This is a genomic window from Brasilonema sp. UFV-L1 (genome assembly GCF_012912105.1).
Lineage (GTDB): Bacteria > Cyanobacteriota > Cyanobacteriia > Cyanobacteriales > Nostocaceae > Brasilonema.
In genome coordinates, this window is the sequence record NZ_QMEA01000016.1 from 17,587 (window position 1) to 37,537 (window position 19,951).

The window sequence follows — 19,951 nt, forward strand, 5'->3', positions numbered from 1 at the left end:
AAACAGCTACTAATACTTATTAACTAATGATATAACTAAGAACAAAGGACTGAACCAATGAAAAAGCTTGCTCCCTTCTTAATAAGTTGTCTTTTAGTTATCGGTGCTACTGCTTGTCAAAATCCTTCTAGAACCAGTGCAGATGCACCCAACGATACTAACGAAGCAGCCAAAGCACCAGATACACAAGCAACAGAAGCTGCTCTCAACGACGCTCAGGATCAGACCCGCAGAAACCAATTAAATGCGGATATTCGCGCCAATGAGCAGCGGAATAATCAATTTAATGATGGTAAGGCTACTAACAGAAATGAAAGTGCCCTCGCAAGTGAAGTTCGCTCCAAGTTAGAAGCTAACATCCCAAACGGTCATTTAACAGTTGAAGCTTCAAAAGAAGGCGCTGTCACAGTAAATGGAACTGTCACAAACCAGCAACAACTTGCTAAAATTGAACCTTTAGCAAAACAAATCAAAGGTGTTAAAAGTGTCAATAATAAAGCAACTGTTGCCCAGGAAGGTACTCAATCATCTGAGAAGAAGACTCAATAGTTACACTGTTACTAGTACAAAAAACGCGAGAACTATGAAAGCTAATGTACAGCGAGTACAGCAAGCTGAAGCTGTCGATACCACCTCAACGAATCCTATAGCAGCGCTTGAAGGTTCAACACCTCGAACTCAGCCACTCCTACCGCCTGCTACTCAATCTCATACAAAATGGCAGCAAATTGGTACACAAGTATCAGATTTTTTAGCCAATTTGCCTGATAATATAGTGAAATTTTTCGTTGAATACAATCAGCAAATCATCACTGTTGCTTTAATTCTTGCGGCATTTCTTGCAGTCAAGATTGTTTTGGCAATTCTAGATGCAATTAATGATATTCCGTTGGTCTATCCAACTTTTGAATTAATTGGAATTGGTTACACAATCTGGTTCTTTTTTCGTTATCTCATTAAGACTTCAACTCGGCAAGAATTAGATGCACAAATTGAGTCCATTAAAAATGCAATTTATGGTAGTTAAATTTGTCAGAAAATTTCTCACAACAACCAATTAGCCAAATTTAAATCATGGATGATGAAGAATCTTGTTGTTTTGCCATGAATGCTTAGTTGAGCCATTGCGGTTAAGTAGAAGTTCATTTTTCTATTTGACCGCTTTAATGTTTTTGTGTATTCAGCGACTATAAAGAAACATCCTTCTTTTGGTTGATATAAATTTTTCTTATAAACATATCGAAAGATAGAGAAAATAATTTTTTGCTTGGGTTAGAGCACTTCTAAAGATAGTTAATTCTTCATTGATAAAAGCTTAATCTTATTACTGAAGTCATTTAACGGATTTTTAACAAGGACATCATTTATGGCTAATGAATCATTTAACAAAGCAGTAGATTCATCTGACCGTGTTGCTGAAGATAATTACGATAGAGGAATTGTACCTGCTGAAACTGCTGCTCGTCGTGAAAGAGAAAAAGAACTCTACAAAACACGACCAACAGAAGAAGGTGGTGACGATGTTCGCACGACTGATGGCTACACAGTTGACAAAGAAGGTTTGTTAAATAACTACGCAGTTGAACCGGAAATGTACTACGAAACACCGGGCGATGCACGACAAGAAGCAGCTGAAGACACTGCAAACCGTGCAGAAGAACTCAAAGAAGTAAATGAGGATAAAGAAGGTGAACTGACAGCAGAAAATGACCAGCGGGGTAAAGGTCCAGGAGTCATTTAATTTTGCTGCTGGGATGTTTCTCTAATATTTACAAAGGCACCATAGCGATGATTAGGCTTCACCTTAATCATCGCTTTTCGTATGAAATAAAGGTCAACTTGTTAAAAGGTAACGTAATTTGAATGATTTCATTATAAATGTTGCTAAATTGTTATCAAAACTGCCATGAAATCGTTCCCTGTACTGTGAACGGATCGCCATAATAAACATTTACCTGGTTCAGAGCAGATTCAAAATAGTCAACATCAAACAAATTTTTGAAATTAACTGATGCCCGGAACCTGTCTTGTTTATAAAAGATAGCCACCTCGGTCAGGAAATAACTAGGCAAAGTGAACGTATTATTTAAGTCTCCTTGGCGTTCTCCGACGTAGAATACCCCCGTGCCAAAACCCAAGCCTTTGAAGCGACCGGATTGAATTTCGTAGCTTGTCCATAAGTTAAAACTATGTTTAGGAACATTGTTCAGTAAGTTGCCAACCGCATAAGTATTGTCTTTGGTAATTTCTGTATCCGTGTAAGCATAGCCGGCAATAACGTTCCATCCTGGTAAAATTTCACCAGCAATGCTTAATTCAACCCCCTTACTACGTTGCTCACCTGTTTGGATAGAGAAGCCTTCATTCACTGGATCTTCAGTTAAGACATTGGAGCGTGTCAGGTCGTAGAAGGCAAGAGTCGCAGAAAGTGTATTGCTGATATCTCCTTTAATGCCAACTTCATAGGAAGTGCCACGCTCTGGTTGAAATGAACTACCGTTAAAGGCAGTTCCAGTGTTTGGAGTAAAGGAACGACTGTAGTTAGCATACAGCGAAATCGGCTCTATGGGTTGATAGACAAGACCCACACGAGGACTAAATGCATCGTCCGATTGCGCTTGTTTCGTATTGTTCAGCCGATCTTCGTTCGTCTGGTTGAGGGTATCAAACCGCAAACCCAATAGCAGCTTCAGATTAGAAGCCAGTGTGACCTGATCTTGAACATAAATACCCAGTGTGTCTGTCGAGGAGGTATTATCACCTCTAGAGGTAACAGCACCCAATTGCTTACCATATACTGGATTGAACACATCAAGGGAAGCTGCTCGGCCGGTAGTAATTTTTAAATCGGACTCCGACCTGGTCAGGTTAAATCCTGTGACGAGTTGATGTTGAATGCTGCCAGTGGCAAATTTACCAACTATGTAGGTATCAAGATTGAAGAATCTCTGGTCATCACCACCCAACTGGTAGATCCTACTCAAGGTCAGGTTATCCGCTGCTGCTAATGCGGTGGAAAAAACATAATTTCTGTCCCGTCGAAGCCATGAAGCGCTGAAAGCGTTGCGAAATTGCCAGTGGTCGCTGAAGCGATGTTCCAGATCGTATCCTACTCGAAAGGAGCGCTGATCATCAGTGGAATCTGGCTCCGCTGTGTTGCGATCGCGCGGGACTTTCCCATTGCGATTGGGTAGTACGCTCCCCACAGCAGGGATACCTTGCTGACCATAATCCTTGGGTCGATTCACGTATTCAGCTTGAAAAGTCAGTTGGGTGCGATCACTGATTTGCCAGGACAGCACAGGGGCAACAAAGTATTTTTGTTCATCATAAAAGTCAAGGAAACTCTCGGTCGTTTGAGCCGCAAAGTTCAGCCGATACAACAGTGTTTTACTGTCATTGAGTGGACCAGAAAAGTCAAAAGCTCCGCGATAGAAATTGAAGCTGCCAACAGAGGCTTCCACTGAATAGTAAGGATCGCTCAGGGGTTTTTTGGTCACCAGATTGATCACTCCGCCGAGCGACCCTTGCCCGTAAAGAACGGAGCCAGGTCCCTTGAGCACTTCAATCCGTTCAATACCCGCCACATCAGGAACAACATATCCAGTTGTCGGGTCTCTCAACCCGTCTCTGAAGATATTGTCATTAGCATCAAAGCCTCGAATTTTGGGTGTTGCAAACTGCCCACGAGATGCAGAATTAGCTCCCCGCGCCAGACCTGGCACATTTCTCAGGGCTTCACCCAGGTTTCTCACCTGCTGGTCTTCCAGCACTTGTTGCGGTACGACCTGAATCGACTGGGGAATATCGCGCTGAGGCGTATCGGTTTTAGTCCCAGTGGTCGATACAGATGGATTGTATCCATCTTGCTGTCCTGTCACCACTAATTCTATTGGCTCATCACCACTAGCTGATGGTTGAGTTGGTTGTGTCTGAGTTTCTGGCTGCTGTGCTTGGGGCTGTTGTGTTTGAGGTTGCTGCCCCTGTTGTGCCGAAGGTGCAGTACTTGCAACGCTGAAGATAAGACCTTCATTGGGACTATCAAACAACTCGACCTGTGGTACACTCATCTCACCTATCACTGTCACTCGGATAGTCTTGGCATCAAAATTCGTGACTGTTATCTGTGTAACACCCGCAATAGGCTTGTCCGAGCGAAATGTAAATGCATCGCCACTGGGTAGCCGCAGTTGTGCGTTGGGAATATCAGTGATAAAGCTATTGCCAGTACTGCGATTCACCAGTTGCAACGCCTGCCCTTTCGAGGTTTGTAAAATCACCTCGACACCTGTTTTGGTGGGATTTGCCTTGACTCCTGTAACTTGCACAACTTCAGAAGAAGGCGCTGTTTCTTGTGCTGGCGACTGCACCAGTAACATTTGGGCATTTTTGGAAGGATGCTCTATCTCACTGAGTCGCCGAATTTCCGTTATGGGTTTAACGTGCTGTGCCTTGGTTACCAAACGTGCTTGTTGAGTAGAACTCCCGCTATCAGTAGATGCTGGACTCTTGTGAACTCTAATTGATGATACTTCCTCGCTTTTAGTAGGAGTTGTCACCAACACCACTATTGCACTTGTCAGCAACAGACTGGGAACAAGCTGTTTAAATTCCATTGTTGTTCTCTTACTCCATCACGCCACGTAATCTCTAGTTAATGAGGCGGCTCATAGGAGATTATTGAAATAGATTTGCACACTTTTTAGCAAGCCTAATCGAACTTTAACAAATAAAAATTTACATTAGCTGGTTAATCTCAACTATATTCTTGCTAGTTATTAACACTAACTTATTCATAAAATTTCATCATCGTGTCAGTAGAAATTCAAAAAGTCCTTAAGACACACGTTTATTTCTACACTAAAAATTCCTCTGTAGTAGTTGAGACAGCATTCATTAGTAAGGGCTTTTGATGAGTTAACATTAGTCATTTATAGTACATGTGCATAATGAGTCTGTAAGATCGATAAAAGACAAGCTCTACTACAGCCAGTTTTTAGCATTGACTAAAAGTAATAAAGAAGTTGAGATAATTGCAGCTAATGCTTTATCCTTTTTTGATAAAATTTATCTATAGCACTAGGCTTGCAAAAGACAATAACTTTCTTCTAGAGTAAAAGGTGCTAATCAAAAATAACTGTCAATATTTCTGAGTTAATATTATTCGCGTGACTGACTAAACAATTGCGCGGTTTCTTCAATAACACAACAATTGAGGTTTATTCAAAAAGAATTTTCCTAAATGAAGTCCCCGTCCTTAAGGACGGGGTCTAAAATAACGTTCAGGCATAAACGTAAAGGCATCACTCTGACTTATGTAGAGCGAGATTTGCCATTTGGCTTGCCTGATTCCAGGATTGTTTACGTGCATTTAAGTTCCCGGAGGCGGAAAATGACGACAATTCTCAACAGATTTCCAGCAATTCCCCATCAATGTACGACTGTTGTTGATATTGTGCGTTATCGCAGTTCAACACAACCGCACACACAAGCATTCACCTTCCTCGAGGATGGAGAGACGATAGAATCAACGCTGACTTACCACGAGTTAGATCGGCGCAGTCGGGCTATAGCAGCGAAACTCCAAACCCTTGGTTTAAGCGGGAAACGTGCCATATTGCTTTATCCCTCTGGGCTAGATTACCTGAGTGCTTTTTTTGGTTGTCTGTACGCTGGTGTGGTAGCGGTTCCAGCTTATCCACCTCGCAATGGGCGCAAAACAGCCAGAATACTGGCTATTAGCGCAGATGCACAGGCAAGCGTCGCTCTCACCACAACAGCGATGCTCCCCACATTACAATCCATTCTGACAGAGCAAACAAACATAGGGAATTTTCGCTGGCTAACTACCGACAACCTGACACAGGGCTTAGAAGATTTTTGGCAACAGCCTGAAATCAATGCAGATACCCTAGCCTTTCTGCAATACACATCAGGTTCCACGGGAACACCAAAGGGAGTTATGCTTAGTCATGGCAATCTGCTGCATAACGCCGCCGTGACTTACCAACTGATGGAACATTCTCCCAGCAGTAAATTTGTCTCCTGGCTACCTGTTTACCATGATATGGGGTTGATTGGTGGTATTTTGCAACCTTTGTATGGTGGGTTTGGTTGCATCTTAATGTCCCCACCATCTTTTCTGCAACGTCCATATCGATGGCTACAGGCAATCTCTCGCTACAAAGGTACTACGAGTGGTGGTCCCAATTTTGCTTATGAGTATTGTATTCAAAGAATTACCCAACAACAAAAAGAAACTCTCGACTTAAGTAGTTGGAGTGTTGCGTTTAATGGTGCAGAACCAGTCCGGCAGGATACTTTAGAGCAATTTGCAAGAGCCTTTGGTGAGTGTGGCTTTCGCTCCTGTGCTTTTTATCCCTGTTACGGTATGGCGGAAGCAACTTTGATGGTTTCCGGTGGGAGCAAGACAGCCTTGCCTGATATCAAAACTGTAGAGAAATCTGCACTTTCACGGAACCAGATAGTCTGGACAAGTATCAATAGTGAAGATACCCAAACCTTTGTCAGTTGTGGTCAAAGTATTCCTCAGCAGCAGGTTGTCATTGTCAATCCCGAAACATTAACTCGTTGTTCATCAGATGAAGTTGGAGAAATCTGGGTATCAGGTCCAAGCGTAGGTCAAGGTTATTGGAATTCTCCTGAACAGACAGAGCAAACATTTCACGCCTATCTTAAAGATACAGGAGCAGGACCATTTCTCCGCACTGGTGATTTGGGCTTTTTGCACAATGGAGAACTCTTCATTACAGGTCGAGCCAAAGATTTAATCATTATTCGTGGTCGCAATCTTTACCCACAAGATATAGAATTAACGGCAGAACGCAGTCATTCATCATTACGTCCAGGTAGTGGTGCAGCTTTCTCAATTGAGATAGAGAATGAAGAACGACTGGTCATAGTTCAAGAGTTAGAGTTTCGTGCTAAACCGAATCTTGATGAAGTTACAGCAGCGATTCGTCAGGCAGTTGTCGAAGAACATGAGGTACAAGTGTATGCAGTAGTACTAATTAAACCAGGTAGTATATCAAAAACTTCAAGCGGTAAAATTCAACGCCGTGCAACCAAAGCCGATTTTCTCGCAGGTAAACTAGAAGTCGTAGGCAGCAGTATTCAGAAAAATATTGATATTGATGAAAGTGAAAATAGGTTGCAGCGTGAAACTCTCTTAGCGCTCTCTCCACGAGAGCAAGAGTCGCTGTTAGAGTCTTATCTTCAACAGAAGATAGCACGGGTGCTTTCAATTCCACCGCATGAAATTAACCCTCAGCAACCATTAAGCTCTTTGGGACTCGATTCTATAAAAGTCTTTGAGTTAAAAAACCAAATTGAGGTTGACCTAGAAGTCACTGTGAACGTGCAAGACTTTTTTGAAGGCTTGAGTTTGCGTTCGCCCAGCGGCTCCTCTGGAGCTTCGCTAGTGACTAAGATACTTGCTGAACTGTCATCAACCGCTTCTCAATCGTCAGTGTCCTTGACTCCAGTTCACAAAACCACCCAAGTCCACCCTCTATCTTTTGCACAGCAACGATTGTGGTTTATCAATCAGCTAGCTCCTAATACTCCTACATATAATATTCCTATAATTATTGACCTAACAGGGCACGTAAATATATCAGTATTAGAACAAAGTCTCAACGAAATCATCAGACGCCACTCAGTCTTACGGACAAACTTTATTATCAGCGAAGGTAAACCCGTTCAGGTTATCAAATCAGCTGCATCCATAACTCTGTCAGTTGAAGATTTGCGAGAATTTTCAGAAAGCGAATGCACAAAACAAGTACAAAGTCTAACCACTGAAATAGCTCAACAGCCCTTCGACCTATCGTGTCAACTGCTCTTACGTGCAAAACTTTTGCGTTTAGCTTCACAAAAGTATAGGCTGTTATTAACACTGCATCATATTATTGCAGATGGTTGGTCTATGGGGGTTCTTATCAGAGAACTAGCAGCATTGTATGAAGCTTTCTCCAAAGGACAACCGTCGCCACTGTCTGAATTACCTATCCAATATGTAGATTTTGCGTATTGGCAGCACCAGTGGTTACAAAGCGATCGCATCCAACCTCTACTGGAGTATTGGAAGCAGCAGTTAAGTGGTGAGCTTCCTGTATTGAATTTGCCTACTGACCGTCCGCGATCGCCAGTTCAAACCTTCAAAGGCGCACAAGCTAAATTAGTCCTGTCTCAAACCTTGACAAAAGTACTGAAAAAGCTCAGTCATCAGGAAGGCGTAACTCTGTTTATGACCTTGCTTGCGGCTTTTAAAACTTTGCTTTATCGCTATACGGGACAGACAGATATCCTAGTAGGTTCCCCAATTGCTAGCCGTAACCGAGCAGAAATTGAATCGTTAATAGGATTTTTTGTCAATGTTTTGGTACTGCGTACCAAACTTAATGGTAAACTCAGTTTTAGAGATTTGCTTTTCCAGGTAAAGTCAACAGCCTTAGAAGCCTATGTGCATCAAGATTTACCTTTTGAGAAGTTAGTGGAGGAGCTACAACCACAGCGAGATCTCAGTTACAACCCATTGTTTCAGGTAATGTTTGTTCTCCAGAATATGCCGTTGCCAGCTCCGAAGTTATCTAATATATCGATAATTGGTCAGGAAGGTTACAGTGGTACGGCAAAGTTTGACCTGACTCTGTTTATGGAAGACTCTGAACAGGGCTTGATTGCAACTGCTGAGTACAACACGGATCTGTTTCATGCGGATACCATAACTCGAATGCTGGGGCATTTCCAGACAATGCTTGAAGGCATAGTTGCCAATCCCGATCATGCAATTGTAGATTTGCCCTTACTGACTGCATCTGAAAAACATCAACTCATAGTTGACTGGAATGATACAAAGATAGATTATCCGTATAGTCAGTGCATTCATCAGTTGTTTGAGCAGCAGGTAGAACGAACATCAAATGCAATTGCAGTTGTCTTTGAAAAGCAGCAACTAACCTACTGCGAGTTGAACAACCGAGCGAATCAGCTAGCTCACTATTTGCAAAAACTGGGTGTGAAGCCAGAGGTGCTTGTTGGTATTTGCATTGAGCGATCTCTGGAAATGGTAGTGGCAGTGTTAGGTATTCTAAAAGCAGGCGGAGCCTACTTGCCTTTAGATCCTGCACATCCCAAAGAGCGTTTAGCCTTTATCTTAGAAGACACTCAGAGTCCAGTACTGCTAACTCAGCAGAGGTTGATAGAGAAATTACCGACTGATAGCACCAAGGTAGTTTGTCTAGACTCTGACTGGGAAGAAATTGCTCAAGAGTGTTCGCAAAGCCCTGTCTGTAAGATAAATTCTGATAACCTAGCTTATGTCATCTACACCTCTGGCTCCACTGGTAAGCCTAAAGGAACATTAATTCCTCATAAGGGATTACTTAACTACTTAACTTGGTGTACCCAAGCATATACAGTTGAGCAAGGAAAAGGAACTACCGTTCACTCTTCCCTTGCTTTTGACTTAACCATAACAGGTTTGTTTTCACCCTTACTGGTTGGGCGTCAGGTAAAACTTATTGCAGAAAACCAAGGTATCGAGTCGTTGAGCAATACCCTCCGTCAAGAGTCAAACTTGAGCCTCGTTAAAATCACACCAGCTGAACTATTATTACTCTCTGGGCAATTATCGTCAAAAGAAGTAGCAGGTATAACCAGAGCGTTTATCATCGGGGGAGAAAACTTGTTGACAGAAAGTATCACTTTCTGGCGAGAGTATGCGCCTGATACGATGCTGGTAAATGAATATGGTCCAACAGAGACTGTGGTAGGCTGTTGTATTTATCGAGTGCCTCAGGGTGAGCTTGAGTCAAGTTCAGTTCCTATTGGTCAGCCGATTGCTAACACGCAGCTATACGTGTTAGACCAATCTCATCAGCTTGTGCCGATAGGAGTTCCGGGTGAACTACATATTGGCGGTGCCTCTTTAGCCCGTGGTTATTTGAATCGACCAGAACTTACAGCTGTTAAATTCATTCCAAATCCCTTTAGTAACGAGTCGGGAGCGCGATTGTACAAGACTGGCGACTTAGCTCGTTATCGTTGGGATGGAAATCTAGAGTTTTTGGGGCGGATTGACCATCAGGTGAAAGTGCGGGGCTACCGCGTTGAACTTGGAGAAATTGAGAGTCTCTTAGGGCAACACCCAGAAGTTCAAGAAACAGTTGTGCTAATGCGGGAGGATTTACCAGGAAATCAGCGTTTGGTAGCTTATTTTGTTGCCAACACTGAGACAGCGCTTACCACTAGTGACCTCCGGAACTTTCTTAAAGAACAACTACCGGAATATATGCTACCGTCGGTGTTCGTACAGCTAAAGGCGCTGCCGTTGACGACGAATGGCAAGATAGATCGTGGAGCATTGCCAGTACCAGATGGTGAGCGTCCGGAATTAGAAGAGGTTTATGTAGCTCCTCATTCTGAGATGGAGCGAGCGATCGCTACTGTTTGGCAAGAAGTACTGAATTTGGAAAAAGTAGGGGTAAACGACAATTTTTTTGACCTCGGTGGTCATTCATTACTGATAGTTCAGGTTAATAGCAAACTACAAGAAGTTTTGAAACGGAATTTATCAGTTGTAGAAATTTTTCAAAATCCAACTGTTAAATCACTAGCCCAATATTTTAGTCAAAAATCGGGGGATGTACCTGCTTTTGGGTCAATGCGCGATCGCGCGAATAAGCAAATTCAGGCTATCAACCACCGCCAAAAACAACAATTAAGTAAGCAAGGTAAAAAGATTCATGGCTAGCGCTACAAATTTCGATTCCTTGGAAGGCATAGCTATCATTGGCATGGCAGGACGTTTTCCTGGTGCCAAAAATATTGAGGAATTTTGGCAGAATTTGCGCGCTGGTGTGGAGTCAATTTCTGACTTCACGGATGAGGAGTTAATATCTTCTGGGATAGATCCTGCGGTAGTAAGTGATCCCAACTATATCAAAGCCGGTGCTGTATTAGAAGATACAGATTTGTTTGATGCTTCGTTCTTCGGCTTTAACCATAGAGAAGCTGAAATAACAGATCCGCAACACCGTCTCTTCTTAGAGTGTGCGTGGGAAGCACTTGAAAATGCTGGTTATGATTCCACTCGGTGTGAAAGTCGGATTGGAGTGTATGCCGGGGCTGGTCTAAATAACTATTTGTCCTTTGATTTAACCCGTGACAGAATAGGCTCAGCCAGCTGTTACCAAACGTTGATTGGCAATGATAAAGATTTCCTCACAACTCGTGTCTCTTACAAATTAAATCTCACTGGACCGAGTGTTACGCTTCAAACAGCCTGCTCCACATCATTAGTTGCTACAACTCTTGCCTGCCAAAGTTTGCTGAATTACCAATGTGATATGGCGTTGGTGGGTGGGGTATCTATTCGGGTGCCACAGAAAGTTGGCTACTTGTATCAAGAAGAAGGTGTTTTATCGCCAGATGGTCACTGCCACGCTTTTGATACAAAAGCGAAGGGAACTGTTCTCGGTAATGGAGTGGGAGTGGTGGTGTTAAAGCGGCTTGCAGATGCTCTAGCTGATGGTGACTGCATCCATGCTGTCATTAAAGGGTCAGCTATCAATAACGATGGTTCTCTTAAAGTTGGCTACACAGCACCTAGCGTGGATGGTCAAGCAGAGGTTATTGCAGAGGCTCAAGCTCTTGCTGGAATTGAACCTGAGACAGTCTCCTATATTGAAGCTCACGGAACCGGAACAGCCTTGGGTGACCCAATAGAAATTGCAGCGCTCTCCAAAGTTTTTCGTGCCAGCACACAGAAAAAGGGATTTTGTGCGATCGGTTCAGTGAAAACTAATGTTGGTCACCTGGATACAGCGGCTGGGGTGACAAGTCTGATCAAAACCATACTAGCCCTCAAACACAAACAAATACCACCTAGTTTACACTTTAAAGAATCCAATCCCCAGATTGACTTCGCTAACAGTCCTTTCTACGTCAATACCACGCTTTCTGAATGGAAAACGAATGGTACTCCCCGACGTGCAGGAGTTAGTTCCTTTGGTATTGGTGGAACTAATGCCCATGTCATTCTTGAAGAAGCCCCGGTTGCCGAAGTATCAAGTTTCTCTCGTCCTTGGCAGCTGTTAATGCTATCCGCCAAGACAAGTTCAGCGCTGGAAACGGCTACGGCAAACCTAACTAATTACCTCCAACAGCAACCCGATTTAAACCTCGCCGATGTAGCTTACACACTGCAGGTTGGCAGACAGGGTTTCGAGCATCGGCGCACTGTTGTTTGCTCCTCAATTGAAGATGCTGTGAACGCACTTGCTGATCCAAAGCGAGTTCTAACGAGTATTCAGGAAACTCAAGAGCGCCCTATTGCTTTTATGTTTCCTGGACTAGGAACTCACTACGTCAATATGGCGATTGAACTTTATCAAGCTGAGCCCACCTTCAAGGAGCAAATTGATCGCTGTTGTCTGCTCCTAAAACCTCAGCTTAATCTTGACCTGCTAGATGTGCTGTATCCCAAGAAAAACCACGCAGATGCAGGTAATCAAAAACACAACACACCGTCTGCGGGTCTTGATTTGCGAAAAATGCTGGGACGTAGCGAAGAACAAGCGGACGAAGCCACTCAAAAACTGAATCAAACCGTTCTCACTCAACCAGCCATATTTGTCATTGAATACGCTCTAGCTCAGTTGTGGATGTCATGGGGAATTCGTCCTGCGGCAATGATTGGCTACAGTATTGGTGAATATGTAGCAGCAACTCTTGCGGGGGTTTTGTCTCTGGAAGAGGCTTTAACCCTGGTAGCTAAAAGAGCGCAAATGATTCAACAATTGCCTTCAGGCGCAATGCTTGCTGTTCCCCTTTCAGAAAAACAAGTGCAGCCCTTCCTAAATGAAAAGCTCTCTTTGTCTGCTGTCAATGGGTCATCCTTGTGTGTGGTTGCGGGTTTCACAGACGCTGTCGAGGAACTGGAACAACAGTTGACTCAAAAGGGTTTGGTTTGTCGGCGGATTGTGACTTCCCATGCTTTTCATTCTGTGATGATGGAGGCGATCGCACAACCTTTGATTGACCTGGTTAAAACATTCAGTTTCCAACCGCCCAAAATTCCCTATTTGTCCAACGTCACGGGAACTTGGATTACAGCAGCCGAAGCAACAGATCCAAACTATTGGATGAAGCACTTATGCCAAGCTGTGCGCTTTGCTTCGGGAGTGCAAGAGTTGTGTAAAAAAGACAATCCAATTTTATTGGAGGTTGGTCCTGGACAAACGTTAAGCAGTTTGGCACTGCAATGTATGGAAAGTGACCAGGCGGCTCAGCAAATTGTACTACCCTCCCTAAGACATTCTTACGATCAACAGCCAGATTTGGCATTCTTGTTAAACACATTGAGTCGTTTATGGCTTGCAGGAGTCCAAATAGATTGGTCTGGATTTTATGGTCATGAGCGTCGCCATCGCATCCCTTTACCAACATATCCCTTTGAGCGTCAGCGTTATTGGATTGAACCACAAAAAAATATACGGGATGTCAATCTGAACCAAGCAGCATTAGAACAAAAGCTTGACATTAAAGACTGGTTCTACATTCCTTCCTGGAAACGTTCCGTACCACCTATATCCTTTGAACCCAGAAGATTAACAGTTGAAAAGCAATGTTGGCTGGTGTTTATCGATACCTGTGGGATAGGAACTCAAATCGTAGAAAAACTAGAAGGCGAGAATCAAAATGTTATAATTGTCAAAGTTGGAGAGCAATTTTGTCACACTAGCGAGTGGGAATATACCATTAATCCTCAAAACAGAAATGACTATGATGCATTACTGAAAGCCATTCGTAACTTAGGTCAATTCCCCACAATCATTGCTCATTTATGGAACATCACACCCAACGAGCATATATCATCAAGACTTGAGAGTTTTGAAAAAACTCAAGATATCGGCTTCTGGAGTTTGCTGTTTCTGGCTCAAGCACTTGGAGAACAAAATATTACCGACACTATCCAAATTGGTGTTGTCTCCAACAATATGCAGCAGTTGCTTGACGAAGAAGAGTTGTGTCCAGAAAAAGCGACAATTATAGGACCATGTAGAGTAATTTCTCAAGAATATTCAAACATAACTTGTCGTAGTATTGATATTACGCTTCCCCAATCAGGTACTAGGCAATGGGAGCAACTGATAGACCAACTTTTAGCAGAACTTGCTGCGTCAACGTCTGATCCAGTAATCGTGTATCGGGGTAATCAGCGATGGGTGCAGTGTTTTGAACCGTTACCAATGGAAGGTAAAACCGTACCTACAGCAAGATTACGGCAAGAAGGCGTCTACATCATCACAGGCGGATTAGGAGAAATTGGACTTGTCATTGCAGAATACCTGGCAAAGACAGTACGAGCAAAGTTTGTACTGACTGGGAGAAAAGGATTACCTCCAAAAGCCGAGTGGAATCAATGGTTGTCAACCCATGACGAACAGGATCTGCTAAGTACAAAAATCAAAAAAGTACAAAGTTTAGAGGAATTGGGTGCAGAAGTTTTAGTCCTGACAGCAGATGTTACCAACCTTAAACAAATGCAAGCTGTAGTTGATCAGGTACGCGATCGCTTTGGCGAGATTCATGGAGTTATTCACGCAGCTGGAGTTCCAACAGAAGGTCTTATTCGGCTAAAAACAACCGAATTAGCGACAAGGGTTATTGAGCCTAAGCTCAAGGGAACACTTGTGTTAGATGCTGTACTCAAGGATGTAAATTTAGATTTCCTAGTTTTGTTTTCCTCCAACACTGCAATCACTGGTGGAGTGGGCAAGGTTGATTATTGTGCAGCTAGTGCTTTTCTTGATGCGTTTGCTCATTACAATTTTTCCTTAGGCAAAATGCACACTGTCTCTATTAACTGGGATTGGTGGCAAGGGAACAGCTGGTCAAACAAATTGATGTTAATTGTCCCGGAAATCCAAGAGCAGTTTAATCAAGTTCTAGAGAAATACGGTATAACGTTTGAAGAGGGTGTAGATGCGTTTAGCCGCATTCTATCTACAAAACTTCCTCAAGTAGTTGTATCAACGCAAAACCTCCAGACAGTAATTGATAAGTTCAAGATTTTTGCAGGAAGCCTTTCTCTGGAAAAATTAGAGGAGTCTCATCAGCTAGCCACAAAACACTCAAGACCTATTTTAGGAACTGCGTATATTGCTCCAAGTAATGAGCTTGAGCAAAAGATTGCTGATAGCTGGCAGGAATTGCTGGGTATTGAGCAAGTGGGTGTTAATGACAACTTCTTTGATTTAGGTGGACATTCCCTACTAGCTACCCAACTCGTTTCCCAGCTTCGCAAAGACTTTCAAGTAGAACTATCCCTGCGTCACATCTTTGAAGCACCGACTATAGCCGAGTTGGCTTTGATGATTGAAGACCTGATTTTAAGGGAGTTGGAAGAACTAACAGAAGGTGAAGCTAAGGAACTTGTATCAGTGGTATCAAACCAGGAACAAGCGCCCAGAGATATTAGCCAACGACGCTATAAATTGCCAAATAATCTGGAAATTGTCTACCAAACCAAAGCTGAAGCTGATTATTTCTACGAAGATATTTTCAAAAATCAGGTTTATCTCAAGCATGGGATTACTTTACGCGATCGCGCCTGTATTTTTGATGTCGGTGCGAACATAGGCATGTTCACGCTTTTTGTGAATCAACAATGCAACAATCCCACTATTTACTCATTTGAGCCAGTCCCAAATCTGTTTGAAATTTTACGACTCAACACAACTCTCCATGAAGTGAATGTAAAGTTGTTCAATTTTGGACTGTCTAACGAAACCAAAACAGCAACATTTACCTTTTATCCTAATAGTTCTGGAATGTCCTCTTTCTACGCCGATGAAGAAGAGGAAAAAGAAGTATTACAAGCCATCATGACCAACCAACTGCAAAGTGGTATGGCTGGGATGGAACAAGTCATGGAATATGCTGACGAGTTGTTAGAAGAAAGATTGAAAGCTCAGACTTTGACTTGTCAATTAAGAACCCTCTCTGAAATTATCAGAGAAAACAACGTCGAATTTATAGATTTACTCAAAATCGATGTACAAAAAAGCGAACTTGATGTTCTCCAAGGCATCGAAAACCATGATTGGAAAAAAATTCAGCAGATTGTCATAGAAGTACATGATACAGAGGGACGCTTGGAGCATATAACTAATCTGTTGAGAATGCAAGGTTATCACGTTGTAGCTGAGCAAGAAAACTTGTATGAAGGCTCAACAATCCACAATGTTTACGCCGTCCGAAAATGAAATTGAAAATTTTAATAGTAAAGTTTGGTCAGTTGAAATGATGAAAATTGAAGTTGTTGGTGTAGTTGGAGCAGGTGTGATGGGAATCGGGGTAGCGCAAAACCTCGCCCAAACTGGTCATCAAGTGATTTTAGTAGATATTTCCGAAGAAATTTTGGAGCGTGCCAAAAAAGAAATCAAGAATAATGTCCGTTTCCAGGGCTTTTTCCAGAAAAACGAGAAAGCAGAGAGTCCTGACAATATTGTGCAGAAAATTAAATTCTCCACGAACTATAAATTTCTTGAATCAGCAGAATTTGTGATTGAAAATGCCACGGAAAAGTGGGATATTAAAAAGGAGATATACCCCCAGCTTGATGCAATTTGTCCCCCTGAGACTGTATTTGCAGCCAATACATCTGCGATTTCTATTACTCGCATTGCTTCAGTCACCAAGCGTGCTGATAAGATTATTGGTATGCATTTCATGAACCCCGTGCCAATGAAGCCGATGGTTGAAATGATTCGCGCTTATCATACTTCTGATGAAACAATTTCGACAGCTAAAGAATTGTTGGCGCAGATGGGTAAGGAAGGTATCCTTGTCAATGACTCGCCGGGTTTTGTTTCCAATCGTGTGTTGATGTTAACGATTAATGAAGCCATTTTCTTGATACAAGACCAAGTTGCTTCAGTGTCAGAAGTAGATAGAATTTTTAAAACCTGCTTCGGACATAAAATGGGACCATTAGAAACTGCTGACTTGATTGGTTTAGATACGATTCTATTCTCCATCGAAGTATTGTACGAAAGCTTCAACGATAGCAAATATAGACCCTGTCCGTTGCTGAAAAAAATGGTAGACGCAGGGTTATATGGTCGCAAGAGTGGACAAGGTTTTTATACCTACAATAGAGCGATTTGAAGTCAGAAATTAAGACAAATATTTTAGCCATCCTTGAGATAAGGAGAAATTAAATATATGAAAGAAATACAACCAAAAATCAAAGAATTCCTTTCACGTTTTTTCCGCAATTACGACTTACAGCCAGATGAAGATATTTTTTCACTTGGCTTTGTTAATTCTATGTTTGCCATGCAACTTGTTTTGTTTATGGAACAAGAATTTCAAATCAGTATTGACAATGAAGACCTAGAGTTTGATAACTTCAGAACAATAAATGCTATGACTCGTTTGATTGAACGTAAACTATCTTTAGTTGCACAAAAATGAGTAATATCATGTCCGGAGCAACACTTAATCAAAAACGAAGAACCTCACCCGCCTCCGGCACCCTCTCCTTACTAAGGAGAGGGTTGGGGTGAGGTCAAGCAGGAATTATAAGTGATGAAGCGGACTTGATATAAAAGATAAATTTTTAACCAATTTCAACATTTAAGTAGTAAAATGAAAATCGAGTTAACAACTCAACAAAAAGACGCTCAAGCTAAATTTAGGGCTTTCGTAGATGAAGAGGTTATACCTTACGCAAATCGCTACGACCAACAAGAGCGTACTCCTCCAAAGCTCATTGAAAAGATAGCTGAAAGAGGATATTTAAGTGCCGTGTTACCCAAAGAATTTGGTGGCATAGGCATGGACATGATTACCTATGGTCTTCTTAACGAAGAAATTGGGCGGGGATGTTCTTCACTGCGGAGTTTGCTCACAGTTCACTGCATGGTTGCTCATGCTGTTTGTAAATGGGGCAATAAATCTCAAAAAGAGTATTGGCTTCCCAAGTTAGCATCTGGTGAAGTAATAGCTGCTTTCGCTTTAAGTGAACCTAATGTGGGTAGCGATGCCAAAAATATAGAAACTACAGCGACACTTTCTGGTGACTCTTATGTCTTAAATGGGCAGAAAAAATGGATTACCTATGGACAGATTGCTGATGTCTTTTTGGTGTTTGCCCAATGTTCAGGAAAACCTTCTGCTTTTTTAGTTGAAAAAAACAGCCCAGGACTTTCGATACAACCGATTTCTGGAATGTTAGGTGTTCGGGCTTCGATGTTAGCAGAGTTGCACTTTCGGGATTGTCGAATTCCACAGGAAAATCTCGTAGGTAAGTTAGGTTTTGGTTTTTCTTACGTGGCTTCTTCTGCATTGGATTATGGAAGATACAGTGTTGCATGGGGTTGTGTGGGTATTGCTCAAGCCTGTCTAGAAGCCTGTATTCAGTATACAAGTCAACGAAAGCAGTTCGGTGTTTATCTCAAAGAACACCAATTAATTCGGCAGATGATTACTGATATGATAGCAAATGTAAAAGCAGCAAGATTACTGTGCTATCAAGCTGGTTATCTCAAAGATATCAGCGATCCAAGCTCAATAATTGAGACTTCTATTGCCAAATATTTTGCATCCACAACAGCAACCAAAGTCGCAAATGATGCTGTACAAATCCACGGTGCTAATGGTTGCACAAATGAATATTCTGTTGCTAGATATTTGCGAGATGCCAAAATTATGGAAATCATCGAAGGAAGCACACAAATACAACAAATAACTATCGCAGATTACGGTTATCAGGAATATATGTCACAATCTGCTTCCACTGTGTCTCAAAACTTACTGGCAAGGGCGTGAGAACATGATTAGCACAAAAGCAGAACTTTCAAATCATAAACAAGCCGATAAAAAAGCTATAAAATGCGTCGTTTGGGATTTGGATAACACGCTTTGGGATGGTGTATTGTTAGAAGATGACCGTGTTTCTCTGCGAAATCAGGTAGTCGATATTATCAAAACATTGGACAGTCGAGGCATTTTGCAATCTATTGCTAGTAAAAATGATTATGCTAGAGCAATGGCGCAACTCCAAGAGTTTGGTTTGCACGAATATTTTCTGTATCCTCAAATTAATTGGAACTCTAAATCTAGTTCGATTCAGGAAATTGCTAAGTCCCTCAATCTTGGTATCGATACATTTGCTTTTATAGACGATCAGTTATTTGAACTCGAAGAAGTCAATTTTTCACATCCTGATATCCTTTGTATCAATGCTGCTGAACTGGCGAATCTGCTAGATATGCCAGAAATGAATCCTCGTTTTATTACAGAGGATTCAAAATTGAGAAGGCTCATGTATCTAAGTGATATAGAACGAAACAATTCCGAAAAAGAATTTGTTGGCACTCAATCAGAATTTTTAGCAACACTCAATATGTCTTTTACTCTCTCTAATGCTCAAGAAGAAGATTTACAGAGAGCCGAAGAACTAACAGTAAGAACTAATCAATTAAATACAACTGGTTATACATACTCCTATGATGAACTGAATCATTTTCGGCAATCAGATAAGCATAAACTGCTCATCGCTAGTTTGGACGATAAGTATGGCAGTTATGGCAAAATTGGATTGGCTCTTGTGGAGTGCCAAGAGTTTGTATGGACTATAAAACTTTTGCTGATGTCTTGTCGCGTTATGTCCAGAGGTGTAGGCACAATTATGCTGAATTATATTATGACATTGGCTAAAAACAATAATGTCAGTTTGCGTTCTGAGTTTGTTTCAAATAATCGCAATCGTATGATGTACGTATCTTATAAGTTTGCAGGATTTAAGGAAACTGAGAAGAGAGGAGATTTGATAATTTTAGAAAATGAACTCACACGAATTCAACCCTTTCCTGAGTATGTAAAGGTCAAAATTATGGATTAGAAAGGATTGCTA

10 protein-coding genes are annotated in these 19,951 nt (G+C 41.9%); 9 read left to right on the plus strand and 1 reads right to left on the minus strand.

Annotated features, from left to right (window positions below; genetic code table 11):
• Positions 1–57 precede the first annotated feature (57 nt).
• From DP117_RS07515 to DP117_RS07525, 3 genes are all read left to right on the plus strand, one after another.
• The gene (locus DP117_RS07515) at positions 58–549 is read left to right on the plus strand and encodes a BON domain-containing protein (protein ID WP_169217698.1); all 492 of its coding nucleotides are present in this window, start codon (positions 58–60) and stop codon (positions 547–549) included.
• 34 nt (positions 550–583) lie between these two features.
• Positions 584–1,027 carry a CAAD domain-containing protein gene (locus DP117_RS07520; protein WP_169217699.1) on the plus strand — a complete coding sequence of 148 codons (444 nt, stop codon included), beginning with the start codon at positions 584–586 and terminating at the stop codon, positions 1,025–1,027.
• 339 nt (positions 1,028–1,366) lie between these two features.
• Positions 1,367–1,741: a hypothetical protein gene (locus tag DP117_RS07525; RefSeq protein ID WP_169217700.1), complete on the plus strand. Its 375-nt coding sequence runs from the start codon at positions 1,367–1,369 to the stop codon at positions 1,739–1,741.
• A 154-nt stretch (positions 1,742–1,895) separates the two neighbouring features.
• Here the strand turns inward: DP117_RS07525 and DP117_RS07530 are convergent, their stop codons facing one another.
• Positions 1,896–4,616 (minus strand): TonB-dependent receptor, encoded by a 2,721-nt coding sequence (locus DP117_RS07530; RefSeq protein WP_169217701.1) that lies wholly within the window; start codon positions 4,614–4,616, stop codon positions 1,896–1,898.
• A 776-nt stretch (positions 4,617–5,392) separates the two neighbouring features.
• Here DP117_RS07530 and DP117_RS07535 point away from each other — a divergent pair.
• The 6 genes from DP117_RS07535 (at position 5,393) to DP117_RS07560 (ending at position 19,939) form a co-directional block, all read left to right on the plus strand.
• Entirely contained in the window at positions 5,393–10,777 is a 5,385-nt protein-coding gene (locus tag DP117_RS07535) for a non-ribosomal peptide synthetase (RefSeq protein WP_169217702.1), read from the plus strand.
• Positions 10,770–16,295, plus strand: a complete 5,526-nt coding sequence (locus tag DP117_RS07540; RefSeq protein WP_169217703.1) for a type I polyketide synthase — start codon at positions 10,770–10,772, stop codon at positions 16,293–16,295. Before DP117_RS07535 ends, DP117_RS07540 begins: the two co-directional genes overlap by 8 nt.
• Positions 16,252–17,199, plus strand: coding sequence for a 3-hydroxyacyl-CoA dehydrogenase NAD-binding domain-containing protein (locus DP117_RS07545; RefSeq protein ID WP_282440265.1), 948 nt, complete (start codon positions 16,252–16,254; stop codon positions 17,197–17,199). Before DP117_RS07540 ends, DP117_RS07545 begins: the two co-directional genes overlap by 44 nt.
• Before the next feature lie 57 nt (positions 17,200–17,256).
• Positions 17,257–17,508 carry an acyl carrier protein gene (locus DP117_RS07550; protein ID WP_169217704.1) on the plus strand — a complete coding sequence of 84 codons (252 nt, stop codon included), beginning with the start codon at positions 17,257–17,259 and terminating at the stop codon, positions 17,506–17,508.
• A gap of 174 nt (positions 17,509–17,682) precedes the next feature.
• Positions 17,683–18,864 (plus strand): acyl-CoA dehydrogenase family protein, encoded by a 1,182-nt coding sequence (locus DP117_RS07555; RefSeq protein ID WP_169217705.1) that lies wholly within the window; start codon positions 17,683–17,685, stop codon positions 18,862–18,864.
• A gap of 4 nt (positions 18,865–18,868) precedes the next feature.
• Positions 18,869–19,939: an HAD-IIIC family phosphatase gene (locus DP117_RS07560; protein ID WP_169217706.1), complete on the plus strand. Its 1,071-nt coding sequence runs from the start codon at positions 18,869–18,871 to the stop codon at positions 19,937–19,939.
• Positions 19,940–19,951 lie beyond the last annotated feature (12 nt).